Genomic DNA, 17,254 nt, shown 5'->3' on the forward strand with positions numbered 1-17,254 from the left:
CAATAGGGTGAGCGGCGGAGGTGTCCGTGGGACGGTTGGCACGCGCCGGGTTGTACGCGGGCGCATTGATCGGGCCGTTCGGCGGCGCCGTGACCACCTCGATCCTGCCCGAGATCGGCGACAGCTTCGGGCGGTCGGCGGGCAACGCCGCGTCGACGCTCACCTACTACCTCGTGCCGTTCGCGGTGCTGATGCTGGCTTCCGGCACGCTCGCGCAGCGCTGGGGTCCACAACGGACCATCCGGATCGCCTACGTCGCCTATGCGCTGACGTCCGTGCTGGCCGCCTGCTCCTGGAGCTTCGAGGTGCTGCTGGCCTCCCGCGCGTTGCAGGGCGCGGCGAACTCGTTCACGACGCCGGTGCTGCTGGCGGTGATCGCCGCCTCGACGCCCAGGGAGAAGCTCGGCCGGGCGCTGGGGTTGTTCGGGTCGATGCAGGCGGCCGGGCAGACGTCCGCGCCGCTCGTCGGCGGGCTCACCGCCGAGGTCGACTGGCGGCTGGCGTTCGTGGTCATCGCGGTGGTCGCCGTCGCGCTGGCGGTGCTGGGCGTGCCGCAGACGGAGGCCGAACCGGAGCGCGACGCGAGTCTGCGCAGCGCGTTCGTGCCGAGCACGCTGCGGCCCGCGCTCATCGCGTTCGTCTGCTGGGGGTGCCTGGGCGGGTTGTCGTTCCTCGTGGCGTTCCGGCTGGACGACGTGTTCGGCCTGAGCGCGGGTGAACGCGGCCTGCTGCTCACCGGCTTCGGCATCGTCGGGTTCCTGACCGCGCGGCAGATCGGCAAGGCCATCGACAGGTTCGGTGCCGCCACCACGGTCGTCGTCGGCGCGACGCTGGGCGCGGGGCTCGTCGCGGCGGTGGGCACGACGCCGTTCGCGGCGGTCGCGGTCATCGCGTGGGCGCTGACCGGAGCCGCCGCGCAGGGCGTGCTGGTGAGCCTCAACGCGCTGGTGCTGCAGAACGGCAGTGCCAACAGGGGCGGCAGCGTCAGTGTCGTGCAGTCACTGCGCTTCATGGGCGCCGCCGCGGCCCCGCTGGCGTTCGTCCCGCTCTACCAGTCACATCCGCTGACGGCCTTCCTCGTCCCGGCGGCGCTGCTGGTGACCGTGCCCGCGATCGTCACGTGGACAGGTCGCGCCGGCGGAACCCGGCGAACCCCGCCGCCAGGAGCACCACCGCGACCACGGTGAGCCAGGCGAGCGGCCCGAAGGTGATGTCCGGGTACTTCGGGACGTGCGTGAACGGCGAGAGGTCGATCATCCACTGGTCGAGCTGCAGCGCGGGGCCGAGCAGCGTGAGCACCAGCGCCACCGACACCACCGCCCAGCTCACCCCCGTGAGCTGCGGGAACAGCCCGAACAGGACCAGCGCCACACCCGCGATCACCCACGCGGCCGGGAGCTGGGCCAGTGCCGCGCCGAGCATCTGCGGCAGGACGGTGCCCAGGTCGTTCGTCTGCGCCCCGTAGACCAGGCCCAGGCCGAGACCGGCCGCCGCCAGCACGACCGCGCCGCCCACCAGGGCGAACACGGCGTGCGAGGCCACCCAGCCCCAGCGCGAGACCGGCGTGGCGAGGATCGGCTCCGCGCGGAACGACGTCTCCTCCGACCTCAGCCGCAGGACCGCCTGCACGAGGTAGATCGAGGAGATCAGCCCCAGGAGCTGGGTGACGGTCGCGAAGAACGCGTCGACCATGGCGTCGGCCCCGCCGATCTTGCTGACGATCTGGCCGAGCGCCGGGTTGTCCTGCACCATCTGCCCGACGGCCTGCGCGACGCTGCCGTAGATCACGCCCACCGCGAACAGCGCGACGGACCAGCCGATCAAAGAGCCCTTCTGCAGCCGCCACGCCAGCCCGAACGGGCTGCTGATCGTGCCGTGCGGCGGGCCGAGGCGGGCGGCGAACAGACCGAGCCCCACGTCGCGGCGGGTCACGATGTACGCGGAGACGCCGGTCAGCAGGACGAACGCCGCGAGCGGGAGCAGCAGCACCCAGAACCTGTTGTCGCCGAACGACCGCACGTGCTCGGTCCAGCCGATCGGCGAGAACCAGGTCAGCCACTGCGGCCCCGACTCCCCCGCCGCGTCGCCCGCCGCGCGCAGCAGGTAGGTGACGCCGAGGAACCCTCCCGCGATCGCGTTGGACACGCGCGAGTTCTCCGAGAGCTGCGCGGTGAACGCGCTGACGGCGGTGAACACCAGTCCCACGCTCGCCGTGGAGAGTCCGAACGCGAACGCGCCCGCCGGGGCCAGGTCCTTGCCGATCAGCGCCAGCGCCTGCAGCAGCCCGATCAGCAGGCTCGTGCCGCCCGCGACGATCACCGCGGCGGCCAGCGGCGCGTGCCGTCCGACGACCGTGGCGGCGATGAGCTCGGTGCGGCCCGCCTCTTCTTCCGCGCGCGTGTGCCGGGTGACGACCAGCATGGCCATGATCGCGACGAACAGGCCGGAGAAGACGCCCCAGCGCCACACCACCAGTCCGCCCAGCGACGACCAGTCGTGCAGCGGCCCGAGCATCGCCAGGAAGGCGGAGTTCGCGTTCGCGGTGACGCCGAGAAGCGCCCGCGACTCGGCCGTTGCGTACAGCTCCTCCAGCGCGGTCGTCGTCGAGTAGGTGACGCCGACCAGGAACAGGACCCAGATCGGCAGCAGGATCCGGTCGCGGCGCAACGCCAGCCGCACGAGGTGCCCGGTGCCGATCACTTCGCGTCCTCGTAGTGACGCAGGAACAGCTCTTCCAGCGTGGGCGGCTGGGAGGTCAGCGTGCGCACGCCCGTCGACACGAGCTGCTTGAGAACGGGGTCGAGCTCGTCCGAGTCGACCTCGAACCTGACCCGGTTGCCCTCGGCGACCAGGTCGTGCACGCCGGCCAGGTCCGCGAGACCGTCGGGCGGGCCCGCGAGCTCGGCGGAGATCGACGTGCGGGTGAGGTGCCGCAGGTCGGCGAGCGTGCCGGTCTCCACGATGTGGCCGTTGCGGATGATGCTCACCCGGTCGCACAGGGCCTCGACCTCGGCGAGGATGTGGCTGGAGAGCAGCACGGTGCGGCCACGGGAGCGTTCGTCGTTGATGCAGTCCTGGAAGACGGCCTCCATCAGCGGGTCGAGGCCCGAGGTCGGCTCGTCGAGGATCAGCAGCTCGACGTCGCTCGACAGGGCGGCGACCAGCGCGACCTTCTGCCGGTTGCCCTTGGAGTAGGTGCGGCCCTTTTTGCGCGGGTCCAGCTCGAAGCGCTCCAGGAGCTCGGCGCGGCGGGCCTTGTTCAGGCCGCCGCGGAGCCGTCCGAGCAGGTCGATGACCTCGCCACCGGTCAGGTTGGGCCAGAGGTTGACGTCGCCGGGGACGTAGGCGAGGCGGCGGTGCAGGGCCGCGGTGTCCTTCCACGGGTCGCCGCCGAGCAGCCGCGCGGTGCCGGAGTCGGCACGCAGCAGACCGAGGAGGACCCGGATCGCCGTCGACTTGCCGGCGCCGTTCGGGCCCAGGAAGCCGTGCACCTCACCGGTCTGGACGTCCAGGTTCAGGTCGTCCAGCGCACGCGTCGGACCGAAGGTCTTCACCAGGCCCGACACGGATATCGCAGATGTCATGGCGGGTAAGCTACACTTCTTTCACAACTTCGTGAAGCGTGTAAATTTTGCCCGATCGACTGACGAAAGGGATGATGCCGCCGTGACGAGTGCTACGGAGCGTGACACGCAGGCGGTGAGCCAGTTCGTCGAACGGTTCGGCGGGATCCTGGCGGACACCGGCGTGCCCCGCATGCCGGCTCGCATCCTCGCGGCCCTGCTGACGACGGACTCCGGCCGGCTCACCGCGGCCGAGATCGCCGACCTGCTGCAGATCTCCCCGGCGGCGGTGTCGGGCGCGGTGCGCTACCTGAGCACCGTCCAGATCGTCAGCCGCGAACGCGAGCCCGGATCACGCCGCGACGTCTACCGGATGCGCGACAACGTCTGGTTCGAGGCGACGTTCCGCAAGGACCAGATGCTCGGCATGATCGACGAGGTGCTCGGCGAGGGCGTCGAGGCGCTCGGCGCGGACTCCGAGGCGGGAACGAGGCTGGACGAGACCCGCGAGTTCTTCCGCTTCGTGCACAGCGAGCTCGGCTCGATGCTGGACCGGTGGCGCGTGCACCGCGAAAAGTGGATGGAAGAGCGCCAGGACTAGCGGGTCACCGTTGATTTCTGCTTCCTGCAACGAGAGGCGGCACCACCCGTTCGGGTGATGCCGCCTCCGTTTCGTTCACTTCAGGTGATCAGCCCGTGGTGAGCGCCAGACCGTAGGTCTCGAGGATCTCGTTGACCGGCTGGTAGTAGGTCGTGCCGCCGCTGGTGCAGTTGCCGGAGCCACCCGAGGTGACGCCCTGCGCCTGCGTGCCGCTGACCCACGAGCCACCCGAGTCACCAGGCTCCGCGCACACGTTCGTGCGCGTGAGGCCGCTGACCGAGCCCTCCTGGTAGTTCACGGTCTGGCTCTTGGCCTGGACCTCGCCGCAGTGCCAGCCCGTGGTCGAGCCGGAACGGCAGATCGAGGCGCCGACGGCGGACTCGGTGTGACCGGAGACGATCACGTCCGCGCCGCCGTAGTGGTTCACCTTGGCCGTGGACGTCCAGGACGAGTTGGTCTTGACGAACGCGTAGTCGTTGCCCGGGAAGGACGACTTCTCGAACTCGCCCATCGCCGTCTTGTCGACGCCGGTCACCGTGTCGCCGGGCGAACCGCAGTGCCCGGCGGTGACGAAGCCGCCCCCGACCGCGAAGCCGATGGAGCAGCGTCCGGCGTTGTTGATGTAGTAGGCGTCGCCACCTCGGGTGTCCTTGAACAGCCGCGGCGCCTCGTCGGTCTCGACGACCTTCGCGACCGCGCCCGCCTTCTCCACCAGCGCCTGCGCCGCCTGGGTCTGACCTCGCTTGACGGTGATCGTGACCGCGTTCGCCCTGGTGTCGACGTACCAGCCGGTGACCTCGGCCGGAGCCGGCGACGCGTCGAGCTTCGCCTTGGCCGCGTCGAGGTCGCTCGCCTTGTGCGCGACCGTGCGGGGCTCCGCGCCGAGCTTGCGGAGCCGGTCGGTCTTGGCCTCGTCGGTCACGCCCACGACGAGCTTGCCGATGGACGCGTCGAACCACGCGCCGCCGTAGCTCTCGCCGGCGAACCCTTCCGCGACTCGCTGCAGGACCGTGGCCGCGCTCTCCTGGCGCAGCCTCTCCGCCGCCTGCGTGGCGTCCAGCCCGAGGTCGCGCTGCATCGCGGCGAGCAGGTCGGCGGAGGGTCCCTCGGCGGCGACGGCGGCAGGGGAGACCGTCGTCGCGAGAGCGCCCGCCAACACGGCCACAGCTGCGACAGCCATGCGCTTCATAGGCAATTCTCCTTGGTCTTCGGTTTTGTGCAGGGCCGGTGTAACGCCGGACCGGGCAACCGCGATGAGGAGATCAGCTGTGCTGCAACACAGCCCGTACGACACCGGATGAATGGCGTCCCCAGGCGGCGAACTGCCCGATCAGTTCGTTCCTCCGTCTGGGCGACGCTACTTCGGCATGTCTACCGGACGGTAGGGTCGTTCGAGGGGTGGACCTCGCGGCGTTCGGGTTGATATAGGGAATCCAAATGCGTTCTCTCAGCCTATTTCCGTGACGCAGAGCGACCATTCGCTTTGACACGCAAGTCAAATCTGTCAACAGTTCGCAACCACCGGCGTATCCCTCTGACCTGCGGTTTAGGGCTAGCGTGCTGGACACCCTGTTCCCTGCACGAGGGAGAACCCTGCCATGCGAAGAGTCTTGGGTGCCGGACTCACAGCCGCTGCCGCCATGTGTTTGGCCGCCGCTGTGGTCCCGGCTGCGTCAGCTCAAGAAAACGTGGGGACGATTCTCGGCGCCGACCGCGCCGATGTCGTGAAGGACAGCTACATCGTCTCGCTGAAGGCCGACACGGCGTCGAGGGCCGCCGCACCGGGCTTGGCGAGCAAGTACGGCGGCCAGGTCGGCCAGGTCTGGCAGCACGCGCTCAACGGCTTCTCGGTGAAGATGACGGCCAAGCAGGCCGCCCGTCTCGCCGCGGACCCGAAGGTCGCGTTCGTCCAGCAGGACGCCGAGGTGCACGCGCTCGACGTCCAGCAGAACCCGCCGTCGTGGGGCCTGGACCGCGTCGACCAGCGAGACCTGCCGCTGAGCAACAGCTACCAGTACGACACCACGGCGTCCAACGTGACGGCGTACGTCATCGACACCGGTGTGCGCACGACGCACTCCACGTTCGGTGGCCGTGCGACGTGGGGCACCAACACCTCCGGCGACGGCAACAACAGCGACTGCAACGGTCACGGCACGCACGTCGCCGGCACCATCGCGGGCTCGCAGTACGGCCTCGCGAAGGCCGCCAAGATCGTCGCCGTCAAGGTGCTGACCTGTGGCGGTTCCGGCACGACCGCCGGTGTCGTCGGCGGTATCGACTGGGTGACGGCGAACGCGGTCAAGCCCGCTGTCGCCAACATGTCGCTCGGCGGCGGCGCGGACGCCACGCTGGACGCGGCGGTGCGCCGTTCGATCGCGTCCGGTGTGACCTACGCGATCGCGTCCGGCAACTCGAACACCGACGCCTGCAGCACCTCGCCGGCACGCGTCACCGAGGCCATCACGGTCAACTCCTCGACGAACACCGACGCACGTTCGTCGTTCTCGAACTACGGCTCCTGCACGGACATCTACGCTCCGGGCTCGAACATCGTGTCGGCGTGGAACACCAACGACACCGCCACGAACAACATCTCCGGCACGTCGATGGCCACCCCGCACGTCGCGGGCGCGGCAGCCCTGTGGCTCGCCACGCACCCCACCGACTCCCCCGCCGCCGTGTGGAACGGCATCAACGCCGCCTCCACGCCCAACAAGATCACCAACGTCGGCGCCAACACGCCGAACAAGCTGCTGTACTCGCTCTTCGGTGCCCCCTCGGGCAACCCCTCGGTGACGAACCCCGGCACGCAGACCTCCACGGTCGGCACGCCGGCGTCGTTGCAGCTCTCGGCCTCGGGCGGCACCGCGCCGTACTCGTGGTCCGTCTCCGGTCTCCCGGCCGGTCTGTCGGCGAACGCCTCCGGCGCGATCTCCGGCACCCCGACCACGGCGGGCACCTACTCGGTGACCGCGACGGTGACCGACGCGGCGAACAAGACCGGCACGGCCACGTTCTCCTGGGTGGTCAACGCGGTCGGCGGCAGCTGTGACGCCAAGACCAACTCCACCCCGGTCGCCATCCCCGACAACACCACCGTGACCAGCACGATCGTCGTCTCCGGCTGCGCGGGCAACGCGTCGGCCACCGCGTCGATCAAGGTCTCGATCACGCACACCTACAAGGGCGACCTCGTGGTCGACCTGGTCGCGCCGGACGGCACCGTCGTCAACCTGCACAACCGCAGCGGCGGCTCGGCCGACAACATCAACGAGACCTACACCAAGAACCTCTCTGGTGAGGCCGCCAACGGCACCTGGACGCTGCGCGTGCGCGACGCGGCGTCCCTGGACACCGGCACGTTGAACAACTGGACGCTCGACGTCTGAGCTCCTGCTCGCTGAACGAACCGCCCCCGGTGCTTCCGCCTCGGGGGCGGTTCCACGTCCAGGCCCCGAACCACGACGGTGTTGCGCCGGCCCCGGACTTCCTCACGAGTCCATTGTGGCGCTGCCGCATACTCTGCCGGTGATTTCGGGCGAGAGGTGGCAGGTCGTCGTGCACAACGACGACCACAACGTGTTCGCGGTCGTTCATCACCTGCTGCGCAAGGTGTGCGGTGCGAGCGATGCGGTCGCGCGGGAGAAGACCACCGAGGTACACCGGAACGGGCGTGCGGTGGTCGGCGAGTACGGGAGCCGCGACGAGGCCGAGATGATCGCGCTGGACCTGATCAGGTTCGGCCTGCGCACGACGTTCGGGAAGGTATGAGGTGGAGGAGTCCGTCTTCGTCGCGGTCTCGATGGGCGACGGCCTGCTCGTACGGGCGCCGGACGCGTTCGTCGCGTCCGCGCTGCCCGTGCTGGCAGAACTGCTCGATCTGCTCGAGGACGGCGTGGTGCCGCGTGAGCGCAAGAAGCGGTTCTGGCGTGCTCCGACCGCCGAACTCCTGATGCGCCAGATGTTCCCCGACGCGTCCGGGTCCTCTGCCGAGGCGAATGCCTTCTGGGAACGTCACCGGGACGTGCTGACCGACCCCGAGCCCGCGTGGCGCGTGCGGAAGCGGTGCGCGGAGCCCACTCCGTGGTTGCTCGGGTTCGACGAGGTCGACGACTGGCTCATCACGTTCGCACAGTTGCGAGGGCTGCACCTGACGTGGACTCGCGCAACCACGATCAGCGCCACGGCGTACAGCGGTGTGCAGCAGGCGCTGGTGACGGCCCTCGAACCGAGGGCCGCCACCGGATGGCCTGCCGGTTAGAGGTCCACGCCCAGAAGCGCGTCCACCGCGTCACGGATCTGCGAAGGCCCGTGCCTGTCCGACCCGCCGTGCGTCAACGCCTCGTCGGCCCAGGCGTCGACCGCGGCCAGCGCGCGAGGCGTGTCGAGGTCGTTGCCCAGGTGGTCGCGCAGCCGCGTCACGGTGTCCACAGCGGACGGTCCGGTGTCGAGGTCCGCTGCACGGCGCCACTTGTCCAGCCGGGTCAGTGCCTCGTCCAGCAGTGACTGGGTCCACGGGCGGTCGGCGCGGTAGTGGCCCGCGAGCAGCGCCAGGCGGACGCCGTTCGGGTCCACCTTCTGCGACCGCAGCTTCGAGACGAAGACCAGGTTGCCGCGCGACTTCGACATCTTCTCGCCGTCGAGGCCGATCATGCCCGCGTGCACGTAGTGGCGGGCGAACGGGTGCTGGCCGGTCTGGGCCTCGGCGTGGGCCGCGGAGTACTCGTGGTGCGGGAAGATCAGGTCGGAGCCGCCGCCCTGGACGTCGAAGCCGGCGCCGAGGCGGTTGTGGGCGATGGCGCTGCACTCGATGTGCCAGCCGGGGCGGCCCTCGCCCAGTTCGGACGGCCACGCGGGCTCGCCGGGGCGCTTCATGCGCCACAGCAGGGCGTCGAGAGGGTGCCGCTTGCCGGGACGGTCCGGGTCGCCGCCTCGTTCGGCGAAGAGCCGGAGCATCTCCTCGGAGGAGTAGTTCGACTCGTAGCCGAAACGGCCCGTGGCGTTGTGCTCGAAGTAGATGTCCGGGTACTCGGAGTCGTCCGCGCGGTAGGCGTGGCCGTCGGCGAGCAGCTTCGCGACCACCTCGACGATCTCCGGGACCGCCTCGACGACGCCGACGTAGTCCTGCGGCGGCAGGACGCGCAACGCCTCCATGTCCTCCCGGAACAGGGCGGTCTCGCGCATCGCGAGCACCTCCCAGTCGTCCTTGTCGCGCAGCGCCCGCTCCAGGAGCGGGTCGTCGACGTCGGTGACGTTCTGGACGTAGTGCACGTTGTGGCCGTTGTCGAGCCACACGCGGTGCACGAGGTCGAACGCCAGATAGGTGGCGGCGTGGCCTAGGTGAGTCGCGTCGTACGGCGTGATCCCGCAGACGTACAACCTGGCGGTGTCTCCTGGAGCCGTCGGACGCACTTCGCCTGTAGCCGTGTCGAACAGCCGCAGCGGGCGGGGGTCCCCCGGAACCCGTGGCACAGGAATCGATGACCAGGTCTGCATGCATCCGACACTAACGCGTGCCACCGGGTGGAGCGTGATTTCCGCGTGTCGGGACGACCACGCCCCGGCTCGTTCGGGCGAAAAGGCAGGACGTTCGCCGACGCACCCCAGGCGTACCGTTGGACATCAGGGCATTCGCCGGTGAAGGGCGGGTCTCATGATCTTCTTCGAAATCCTCGGTGGGATCGTCGTGCTCGGAGGCCTCGGCCTCGCCCTGAGCGCCCGAGTGATCAAACAGTTCGAACAGGGGCTGGTGTTCCGGTTCGGCAAGCTTCGCGAGGGCGTGCGCGGGCCGGGGCTGACGATGCTGATCCCCGGGGTCGACCAGCTCCGGAAGGTCAACCTGCAGATCGTCACCCTGCCCATTCCGGCGCAGGACGGCATCACGCGCGACAACGTCACCGTGCGCGTGGACGCGGTCGTGTACTTCAAGGTGCAGGACGCGGCGAAGGCCGTCATCAGCATCGAGGACTACCGGTTCGCGATGCAGCAGGTCGCGCAGGCCTCGCTCCGGTCGATCATCGGCAAGAGCGAGCTCGACGACCTGCTGTCCAACCGCGAGCGGCTCAACCAGGGCCTGGAGCTGATGATCGACACGCCCGCGCTGCAGTGGGGCGTCGACATCGACCGCGTGGAGATCAAGGACGTGGCGCTGCCGGAGAGCATGAAGCGCTCGATGTCGCGGCAGGCCGAGGCCGAACGGGAACGCCGCGCCCGCATCATCACCGCGGACGGCGAGCTGCAGGCGTCCAAGAAGCTCTCCGAGGCCGCCGGGACCATGGAGGCCACGCCCGGCGCGCTCCAGCTGCGGCTGCTGCAGACCATCGTGGAGGTGGCTGCGGAGAAGAACTCGACGCTGGTGCTGCCGTTCCCCGTGGAGCTCCTGAGGTTCCTGGAGAAGAACACGAACCTGGAGCTGCCGAAGGATTCGCCGGAGCAGTAGCCCATGTGAGTTACCCCGGCTAACGAGCACTCCCCCAGAACGACGTGTGGACAGGGGGTAGTGGCAATGCAGGATCGGGTCAGAGGCAGGTTCGTCGGCATCGGCGTCGGCTCCTACGAGCTGGTGCAGCCGCTGCAGCACGCCGTGAGCGACGTGCGGGAGCTGCGTGCGCTGCTCAAGGGCTACGAGGGCGAACCGCTGGCGGATCCGACCGAGGCCGAGATCCGCGCGCACATGAAGGCGCTGCGCCAGCAACCCCAGGACGGCGGCGCGCTGGTCGCGTTGTGGAGCGGGCACGCCATCCCCGTCGCGGGCAACCTCAGGCTCCTGGCCAGGGACAACGACGGCGTGGTCGACGGCGTCATGCTGCACGAGTTCGCGCTGTGGTGCGCCGCGTCGGGCGCGCACCAGGTGCTCATCATCGTCGACGCCTGCTACTCGGGCGCCCAGCTCGACGAGGCCGTCCGCACGGTCGCCGCCGTCCAGGAGGAGCTGCTGGCGGGCCAGGTGCACTGGGCGGGCGTGCTGGTGTCGTGTTCGAGCGTCGAAACGGCCAGGGACGGCCTGTTCGGCGGGAAGCTGCGCAAGCTGCTGCGTGCCGGTCCCACGGCCGATGAGGACGCACGGCGGTGGAGCGACCGCATCGCGTTGGTCGACGGTGGTGCGGTCGGCACGGCGTTGCTGAACGCGTGGGACAGCGACGTCCAACGGCCGCGCTTCATGCAGTACGGGTCCTCGCAGCCGATGCTGCCGAACCCGCTCTACGCCGCGAACACGGTCGTGAAGCACCTGCTGCTCGCGGCACGTGGTGGTGACTCCACGTCCGGCCGTTCGTGGTTCACCGGCCGCACCGCCCAGGTCGACAAGGTCGTGAGCTGGGTGAAGTCCGAGTCGGCCGGCCTGCGGGTGGTCACCGGGTCGCCGGGCACCGGCAAGTCCGCGGTCGTCGGCCGGGTCGTCAGCCTGTCCAACCCGGCCGAGCGCGACCTGCTGCTGAGCACCGGGCCGTCGTTCCGGCACGCCGACCCCGGTCCCGGCTCGGTCGACGCCGCCGTGCACGCCCGCGCGATGGACGCCGACCGCGTGGCCGACCTGCTCAGCCGCCAGCTCGTCGCCGCGGGCCTGGTCCCCGCACCCGAGGGCCCGCGCCGGGGCGCCACCGAACTGGTCGGTGTCGTCAGCGCGCTGGCCTCGCCGCCGGTGCTGGTGGTCGACGGCCTGGACGAGGCGCGCGGTGAGTCGTTCTCGATCGCCACCTCGCTGCTGACCAAGCTCGCGAGCCACGCGGTCGTGATCGTCTCGACGCGGCAGGCACATCGGGTCGCGGGTGGCGCTCCCCTGCTGACCGAGCTGTCACCGGTCGAGGTGCTGGACCTGGACGAGGCGGACAGCGAGACCGACGTCCGCGAGTACGTCGTGGCACGGCTGGGTCCCGGTGCGGCGCAGTCCACTGTGGACGAGCTGGCGAAGCTGCCGTTCCTGACCGCGTGGATGATCACCGACCAGGTGCTCGCCGACGGCGGCGCCGACCTGAAGCTCTCGCTGGACGCGGCGTTCGACCGTGAGCTCGCGAAGGTGCCCTCGGCCCGTGCGCTGCTGACGGCGCTGACGTGGAGCTACGGCGCGGGGTTCCCCGAAGCCGAGTGGAGGGCGGTCGCGCAGGCGTTGTCCGGCGAGGAGTTCACGCGTGAGGACATCACCGCCGTGCTCACCGAACTGGGTCGTCACGTCGTGCAGGACGGTGAGGAGGGCACGGCGGTCTTCAAGCTGACGCACCAGACGTTCGCCGACCACCTGCGGCCGCCGTTCGCGCCGAGCCGGGACGAGGTGTTCGCGCCGGACGCGGAGAAGGTGGCCTGCGCGCTGATCGAGCTGTACCGGCAGCGGATGGAGGCCGGGGTCCCGCCGAACGTGCCGGGTTACCTGTGGAAGTACGCCTGGCGGCACTGCGGGCACGCGGGCACTCGGGCGTTGGACGGGTTGCGCGCGCTCGCGGTGATGAACCGGATGTTGTTGCCGGACATCGCACTCGCGGCCACGACGGCGGCGAACGAGCTGATGCACTGGGGTCGCGGCGACGAGGCCATCCCGCCCCTCGAAGAGGCCGCCGAGCACTTCCGCGCGCTGGTGCCGACGCTGCGGATGTACTTGGCGGACTTGGCTTTCGTGCTGAACAAGCTGGGCCGCCGGTTCCGGGAGGCCGGACGTCTGCAGCAGGCCGTGGCACCCGCGGAAGAGGCCGCCGTGCGGTACCGCGAGCTGGTGGCATCGACTCCGACGACGGCGGAAAGCCTTACGCACAAACGGCTTGCGCAGCGCATCGCGAAGACGACGACGCACGGTGGCGACAACCCGACGTACGCGGCACACCTCAGTGGCGCGCTGGTGGACCTGAGCGAGGTCTACGCGATGCTGGGGCGAAGGCGGGACGCGCTGTCCACGGCCCGTGACGCCGTTGCGGCCGTGGAGACCGACGCACCGCTTGCGCGCGCGATCACGTGTCTAGCCGCGCGGTGCAGTGACTCAGGTCTGCGCTACGAGGCGATGCAACGGTCGAAGCAGGCCGTCGAGCTGTACTACTCGCTCGCGCAGACGAATCCGGTGTTCCTCGCGGACCTGGTCAGCGCGCTGGTCGAACTGAGCCGCGACTACCTGGCGCTGGGCAGGCTGTTCGACGCCGGCAGCATGACGCAGCAGGCAGCGGACATCAGCGGAACGCTCGGCCGGCACGCCGCCTTCCGTCCCCAGCTCGCCGACGCCGCGCTGAGCCTGAGCGTCGCGTACAGCATGGTCGGCCGCACGGACGCGGCCCTGGACGCCGCCCGGCAGGCCGCCGACCTCGCCGACGGCCTGCCCGTGCACGGCCAGGCGCTGCACAACCTGATGCGCCGCCAGCGCGACGCGGACAAGCCCCGCGAGGCGCTGGCCACCGGCCTGCGCACCGTCGAGGTGTGCCTGCTGCCGGAGAACACCGACAGGCTGTCGACGCTGTCGGCGGCGTTGTTCACGCTCGACACGCTCTGCGCGGGCCTGAAGCAACCGGAGATCGTCGACGAGACCTGGGAACGGGTGACCGCGCGGTTCGCCGGCCCGCACCTCGCCACGCTGCTGATGCTGCGGGCGGCGGCCACGAGGGCCGGTGATCCGGCGGCGGCGAAGTGGCTGTGCCAGGCGCTCACGCACGTCGGCCAGTCGCGGCAGGCGACCCACGACGTGCACGACATCGCCCGCCGCCACTACGACTCCGGTCCGTGGCCGTGGGACACGACGCCGGACTGGCTGTCGGTCGACCGGACGCTGCTGCGGACCGCCCGGTCGTGGGTGTTCGCGCGCTCGTACCTGGAGGAGCGCGACATCCTGCTCCAGCACCCCGAGTTGTTGTCCACGGACGCGGACGTCGCCGTCACGGAGGCGTTGTACGGGACGAGCCTGATCGAGGCGCAGGTCATCCAGGCGCGCCGGGTGACCGCGCGGCAGCAGGGCGTCGTGCTCGCCTATCGGCCGTGGCTGCTCGCGAGTCTCGCGGACGAGTTCGTGGACGCCACACCCGCACGCCGGCGCGAACTGCTCGCCGCACGCCGGGAAGAGTTGCTGGACAAGGAAGTGCTGAAGAGCGTCCGCGACAACCGGCCCGTGCACGCGCTGCTGCTGCTCGCGGACGAGGACGCCGATGTGCTCGACCTCGTGCTGGACGCCGTGGAAGACCCAGCGCGCGTGACCGACGTCCTGCGCGGGCTCGCAGCTCATGCGTCACCTCAAGCACTGACCCAGGCCGTGACGGCGTTGGAGCCGCACGCGTTGGCAGCGCTGTACAAGGTGGTCGCGCGCGCTCGGGCCGGTGACTCGCGGCTGGCGTTGCCCGCGCATGGTCAGCGGCTGGCGTGGATCCACGAGCTGACGTACCTCGTGCCCGCGAACTTCGCGTTGCTCTCCCTCATCCGCAAGCTCGCCGAGGAGTCCTAGTTGACTACTCCTCGCCCTGAAGGACGGGGATTCTCCCGGTCGCCCGGGAGGGTTCCTGCTTCAGCGACAGTTGCCTTCTCGTGCTTGCGCACGAGCTGGTCTGACACCGTCTCCACAGGCGAGCACGGCCAGCCCGGCCGCTCGTATGTTGATCGCCGCGTTGACATCCCGGTCGTGGACAGTTCCGCAACGGCACGTCCACTCCCGGATGCCGAGCGGCATTGTGCCCTGGAGCGCTCCGCACGCGGAGCACACCTTCGAACTCGGGTACCAGCGGTCGATCACGACCAGTTCGCGGCCGTACCACTGGCATTTGTAGGTCAACATGGTCCGCAGTTCCGACCAGGCGGCGTCGCTGATCGCGCGGGCAAGGCTGTGGTTGCGAACCATGTTGCGCACGCCGAGGTCCTCGATCACGACCGTTTGGTTCTCACGGACGAGACGCGTGCTCAGCTTGTGCAGATTATCGCTGCGACGGTCTGCGATTCGGGCGTGCACCCGCGCCACCTTGACGCGCGCCTTCGCCCTGTTGCTGGAACCCTTCATCTTGCGGGCCAGTCGCCGCTGGGCCACGGCGAGCCGCTCCCGGTCCCGCCGCTCGTGGCGAGGGTTCGTCACCTTCTCCCCGGTGGAGAGAGTGACGAGGCTGGCGATGCCGGCGTCGAGCCCGACCACCTGATCGGACGTGGGCCCGTCGTGCACGGTGGTGTCGACGAGGACACTGACGTGCCAGCGGTTCGCCGCATCCCGGGATACCGTGACCATGCTCGGCTCAGCGCCTTCGGGCAGCGGCCGAGACCAACGGATGTCGAGAGGTTCGGCCATCTTCGCCAAGATGAGCGTCCCGTCACGCCACCGGAACGCCGATCGGGTGTACTCGGCGGACGCACGGGACTTGCGCTTGGACTTGAACCTCGGGTACCTCGCCCGCTTGTCCCAGAACGCGGCGAACGCACCTTGCAGGTGCCGAAGGCTCTGTTGCAGCGGAACCGAGGACACCTCGGTCAGGAACGCCGACCCGGGATCTTGCTTCCACTCGGTCAACATGGCCGACGACTGCACGTAGGACACCCGGCGTTGCTCGCCGTACCAGGCGGCCGTACGGGCTTCCAGCGCCCGGTTGTAAACCAGTCGCACGCAGCCGAACGTCCGGGACAGCTCGGCTGCCTGCTGGGCGGACGGGTAGAAGCGGTATTTGAACGCCCGCTTCACCACCCGCTCCGCCATGCTCACACGCTAGCGGCCCGCCATGTGACGTCCCGTCCACCCCTACGCACAGAGCGGCTCCTCCCCGGCGTGAACGCCGGGGTATCCGCCGGTTTGGAAATCAGATGACCGATCTGGTGGTGGTCCTGCCCGGAATCCTCGGCAGCACGCTGCGCAACGAGGACGGCATGGCCTGGGAGGTGTCGGGCAAGGCCGCGTTGCGCGCGGTGCTGACGCTCGGACGCAGCCTGAAGAAGCTCAAGCTCCCGGCCGGCATCGGCGACGAGCACCCCGGCGACGGCGTCGAGCCCGCGGGGCTGATGGCGGACCTGCACGTCATCCCCGGCATCTGGACGCCGTTGAAGGGCTACGACCGGGTGACCAGGCGGATGAACTCGCTCGGGTACACCGTCGAGAAGGGCAACTTGCTCCTCTTCGCCTACGACTGGCGGCTGTCGAACCGCTACAACGGCGCGTTGCTGGCCCGGCGGGTGGACGAGGCGCTGGACCGGATCGGGCCCGACGCCAAGGTCAGCTTCGTGTGCCACTCGATGGGCGGGCTGGTCGCGCGGTGGTGCATCGAGCAGTGCGGGATGGCCGAGCGGACCGCGAAGCTGATCACGATGGGCACGCCGTACCGCGGGGCGGCCGCCGCGCTGGACCAGCTGGTCAACGGCGTGCGCAAGGAGCTCGGGCCGCTGGCGATCGACCTGACGGAGTTCGCGCGGTCGATGCCGTCGCTGCACCAGCTGCTGCCCGAGTACGCGTGCATCGAGTCCACCGGCGGACTTCTCAAGACCACTGAGGTGTCGTTGCCCGAGCTCGACACGAAGATGGTCACGGACGCGATGGCGTTCCACGGCGCGTTGACCGACTCGTTCGCCGACCGGACGTACGCGATCCTCGGCGGTAAGCAGCCGACGGCCACCACTGTTCGGATCGCCGACGGCAAAGTCACCAGCTACCGGACGTACGAGGGCGACGACCTGTACGGGGACTCGACCGTGCCGATGCCCGGTGCCGCACGCCGTGGCCTGGCGTTGGACTCGAACACGCTGCACCGCGTGACGGAGCAGCACACGTCGTTGCAGGACAACGCCGCCGTGCTGGACGCCGTGGAGTCGTTCCTGACCGCGAAGCCCGTCGTGCCGCGCAACGTGACCTCGACCGAGCCCCAGGTCAGCGTGCCGGACCTGGCGCTGACCGGGGAGGACCTGGAGGTCACCGTCGAACTGAGGGACACGCCGGCCCGCGCGCTGAAGGTCGCGTTGCTCGACGAGAACGGCAAACAGGTCGAATCGCGCAGTCCGGCCATCTCGGAGAGGATGTCGATCAAATTCGGCGAATTGGCCCCCGGCGCCTACTACGTGCAGGTCAGCGGCATTTCGGTAGGCGCTCCGGTGGTCCCGGTGACCAGCGCGGTGCTCGTCGTGGATTGCCCCTCGGTCTGACCGGGAGGACGATTCACCTCTGGCACGG

Annotated in this window: 13 protein-coding genes; 8 read left to right on the forward strand and 5 right to left on the reverse strand. The window is 69.7% G+C overall.

All coding sequences use genetic code 11. The features are described 5' to 3' along the window. The first annotated feature begins 26 nt into the window (after window positions 1-26). A complete protein-coding gene (locus DFR72_RS33470; protein WP_245983726.1) occupies window positions 27-1,187 on the forward strand; it encodes an MFS transporter in 1,161 nt (386 codons plus the stop codon). Here the strand turns inward: DFR72_RS33470 and DFR72_RS33475 are convergent. Together DFR72_RS33475 and DFR72_RS33480 are read right to left on the reverse strand one after the other, a co-directional pair. Next, on the reverse strand, window positions 1,117-2,700 hold the full coding sequence (locus DFR72_RS33475) for an ABC transporter permease (RefSeq protein WP_090070187.1): 1,584 nt from the start codon (window positions 2,698-2,700) through the stop codon (window positions 1,117-1,119). The two genes, DFR72_RS33470 and DFR72_RS33475, sit on opposite strands and share 71 nt — an antisense overlap. Further along, window positions 2,697-3,584, reverse strand: coding sequence for an ABC transporter ATP-binding protein (locus tag DFR72_RS33480; protein ID WP_090070185.1), 888 nt, complete (start codon window positions 3,582-3,584; stop codon window positions 2,697-2,699). The genes DFR72_RS33475 and DFR72_RS33480 overlap by 4 nt, the downstream gene beginning before the upstream one ends. 82 nt (window positions 3,585-3,666) lie before the next feature. Between DFR72_RS33480 and DFR72_RS33485 the strand changes: the two genes are divergently transcribed. Further along, a complete protein-coding gene (locus DFR72_RS33485; RefSeq protein ID WP_245983727.1) occupies window positions 3,667-4,164 on the forward strand; it encodes a GbsR/MarR family transcriptional regulator in 498 nt (165 codons plus the stop codon). Window positions 4,165-4,252: 88 nt separating this feature from the next. Here the strand turns inward: DFR72_RS33485 and DFR72_RS33490 are convergent, their stop codons facing one another. After that, window positions 4,253-5,353, reverse strand: a complete 1,101-nt coding sequence (locus DFR72_RS33490; RefSeq protein ID WP_090070182.1) for a S1 family peptidase — start codon at window positions 5,351-5,353, stop codon at window positions 4,253-4,255. Between the two features lie 499 nt (window positions 5,354-5,852). Here DFR72_RS33490 and DFR72_RS33495 point away from each other — a divergent pair, with 499 nt between their 5' ends. From DFR72_RS33495 to DFR72_RS33505, 3 genes are all read left to right on the forward strand, one after another. Next, window positions 5,853-7,556: a S8 family peptidase gene (locus tag DFR72_RS33495; RefSeq protein WP_245983728.1), complete on the forward strand. Its 1,704-nt coding sequence runs from the start codon at window positions 5,853-5,855 to the stop codon at window positions 7,554-7,556. Between the two features lie 139 nt (window positions 7,557-7,695). After that, window positions 7,696-7,938 carry an ATP-dependent Clp protease adaptor ClpS gene (locus DFR72_RS45895; protein ID WP_170176526.1) on the forward strand — a complete coding sequence of 81 codons (243 nt, stop codon included), beginning with the start codon at window positions 7,696-7,698 and terminating at the stop codon, window positions 7,936-7,938. Between the two features lies 1 nt (window position 7,939). Next, window positions 7,940-8,428, forward strand: a complete 489-nt coding sequence (locus tag DFR72_RS33505; RefSeq protein WP_090070178.1) for a hypothetical protein — start codon at window positions 7,940-7,942, stop codon at window positions 8,426-8,428. On the opposite strand, the gene mshC is transcribed toward DFR72_RS33505, so the two are convergent. Further along, the gene (gene mshC / locus DFR72_RS33510; protein ID WP_090070176.1) at window positions 8,425-9,663 is read right to left on the reverse strand and encodes a cysteine--1-D-myo-inosityl 2-amino-2-deoxy-alpha-D-glucopyranoside ligase; all 1,239 of its coding nucleotides are present in this window, start codon (window positions 9,661-9,663) and stop codon (window positions 8,425-8,427) included. The genes DFR72_RS33505 and mshC overlap by 4 nt on opposite strands. A gap of 160 nt (window positions 9,664-9,823) precedes the next feature. Between mshC and DFR72_RS33515 the strand changes: the two genes are divergently transcribed. Continuing rightward, entirely contained in the window at window positions 9,824-10,606 is a 783-nt protein-coding gene (locus DFR72_RS33515) for a slipin family protein (RefSeq protein ID WP_090070487.1), read from the forward strand. 66 nt (window positions 10,607-10,672) lie between these two features. After that, complete coding sequence (locus tag DFR72_RS33520; protein WP_090070175.1) at window positions 10,673-14,569, forward strand: caspase family protein; 3,897 nt, start codon at window positions 10,673-10,675, stop codon at window positions 14,567-14,569. A 60-nt stretch (window positions 14,570-14,629) separates the two neighbouring features. Here the strand turns inward: DFR72_RS33520 and DFR72_RS33525 are convergent, their stop codons facing one another. After that, the gene (locus DFR72_RS33525; protein WP_245983729.1) at window positions 14,630-15,796 is read right to left on the reverse strand and encodes an RNA-guided endonuclease InsQ/TnpB family protein; all 1,167 of its coding nucleotides are present in this window, start codon (window positions 15,794-15,796) and stop codon (window positions 14,630-14,632) included. Between the two features lie 104 nt (window positions 15,797-15,900). Between DFR72_RS33525 and DFR72_RS33530 the strand changes: the two genes are divergently transcribed. After that, window positions 15,901-17,226, forward strand: a complete 1,326-nt coding sequence (locus DFR72_RS33530; RefSeq protein ID WP_090070173.1) for an esterase/lipase family protein — start codon at window positions 15,901-15,903, stop codon at window positions 17,224-17,226. Window positions 17,227-17,254 lie beyond the last annotated feature (28 nt).

The sequence above is a fragment of the Lentzea flaviverrucosa genome (genome assembly GCF_003350445.1).
In the GTDB taxonomy this organism is placed as follows: domain Bacteria; phylum Actinomycetota; class Actinomycetes; order Mycobacteriales; family Pseudonocardiaceae; genus Lentzea; species Lentzea californiensis.

Coding starts and splice junctions, on each gene's coding strand:
- mshC (WP_090070176.1), bottom strand. CDS start 9,663: ATGCAGACCTGGTCATCGATTCCTGTGCCACGGGTTCCGGGGGACCCC.
- DFR72_RS33525 (WP_245983729.1), bottom strand. CDS start 15,796: ATGGCGGAGCGGGTGGTGAAGCGGGCGTTCAAATACCGCTTCTACCCG.
- DFR72_RS33480 (WP_090070185.1), bottom strand. CDS start 3,584: ATGACATCTGCGATATCCGTGTCGGGCCTGGTGAAGACCTTCGGTCCG.
- DFR72_RS33490 (WP_090070182.1), bottom strand. CDS start 5,353: ATGAAGCGCATGGCTGTCGCAGCTGTGGCCGTGTTGGCGGGCGCTCTC.
- DFR72_RS33530 (WP_090070173.1), top strand. CDS start 15,901: ATGACCGATCTGGTGGTGGTCCTGCCCGGAATCCTCGGCAGCACGCTG.
- DFR72_RS33520 (WP_090070175.1), top strand. CDS start 10,673: ATGCAGGATCGGGTCAGAGGCAGGTTCGTCGGCATCGGCGTCGGCTCC.